Origin of the sequence: Dehalobacter sp. (assembly GCA_023667845.1) — a bacterium.
Taxonomy (GTDB): domain Bacteria; phylum Bacillota; class Desulfitobacteriia; order Desulfitobacteriales; family Syntrophobotulaceae; genus Dehalobacter.
The window spans coordinates 1-1,004 of the sequence record JAMPIU010000101.1 but is presented as its reverse complement, the minus strand read 5'-3'; the positions used below and the strand labels follow the sequence as shown (position 1 = coordinate 1,004).

Genomic DNA, 1,004 nt, shown 5'->3' with positions numbered 1-1,004 from the left:
TTGAGACCATTTCAGCTAGAGACGGCAAAGCTTCAAGCTCAATCCCGCAATCGTAGTTGTAAAAATGTTTTAATGAAACTGCTGTCTCTTCCATTGAGGCATTTCCAGCACGTTCACCGACCCCTGTTACTGTTACACTTGCAAACTCTGCTCCCGCCCGATATGCTGCCAATGTATTTGCTACGGCCAGGCCAAAATCATTATGAGCATGAATTTCAACAGGAAGCGGGCTGCTATTCGCAATTTCTTTAATTTTGCAATATGTCGTAAAATGGTCCAGACATCCTACGGTATCCGAATATCGGATTCTTATTGCGCCGTAAGAAGCCGCAACACCTGCATATTGAAGAAAAAATTCCGGATCTGCTCTTGAGGCATCTTCAGCTCCTACAATAACCGTTACCCCGTAGTCTTTGAGATACTCCAGGCATTTTTTCAATTGATCTAATACCCATACCCTATTTTTTTGAAGCTTATATTCTATATGCAAATCGGATACCGGTAAAGACACATGAATAAATTTAAATCCACATTCAATAGACGCCTTTAAATCCTCTAAATTTGCTCTGTTCCATGCGATGAGGTTCGATTTTATTGGCAGTTCGAGCATGAGTTTTAGATCTTCACATTCCTGTTTGCCCATCGCAGGAATCCCAGCCTCAATCCATTTCACTTTTGCTTTATCTAAAGCCGAAATGATATTCATTCTTTCTTCAACCGAAAAAACGACACCTGCAGATTGCTCTCCATCACGTAATGTAGTGTCAACGATTTCAAAGCCTTCATTTCTAATCACAGGAGATTTCTCCTTTAATTGATAAGTGGACATTAGATTCATTTACCGATTCCATATGTAAATTGTAAAGAGTTTTAAGCTGAGCATCTGTCACCGGCTTTTTTTGCAGAATCGCGGTATGTCTTACTTTATCAAGCAGTGTAGCTGCTTCCTGCGGACTCAAGGCTAGATCCAGTTGTCGAAGTTTTTGTGTTAAGGATGCTGTTCC

At 40.7% G+C, this 1,004-nt stretch carries 2 protein-coding genes; both read right to left on the bottom strand.

Translation table 11 applies throughout. The annotated features are described in order from the left end of the window. On the bottom strand, positions 1-796 hold a 796-nt coding region (locus NC238_07555), incomplete at its 3' end, for a homocitrate synthase (GenBank protein MCM1565795.1). Next, a partial coding sequence (locus NC238_07550) for a hypothetical protein (GenBank protein MCM1565794.1) occupies positions 789-1,004 on the bottom strand: 216 nt, incomplete at its 5' end. The genes NC238_07555 and NC238_07550, both read right to left, overlap by 8 nt.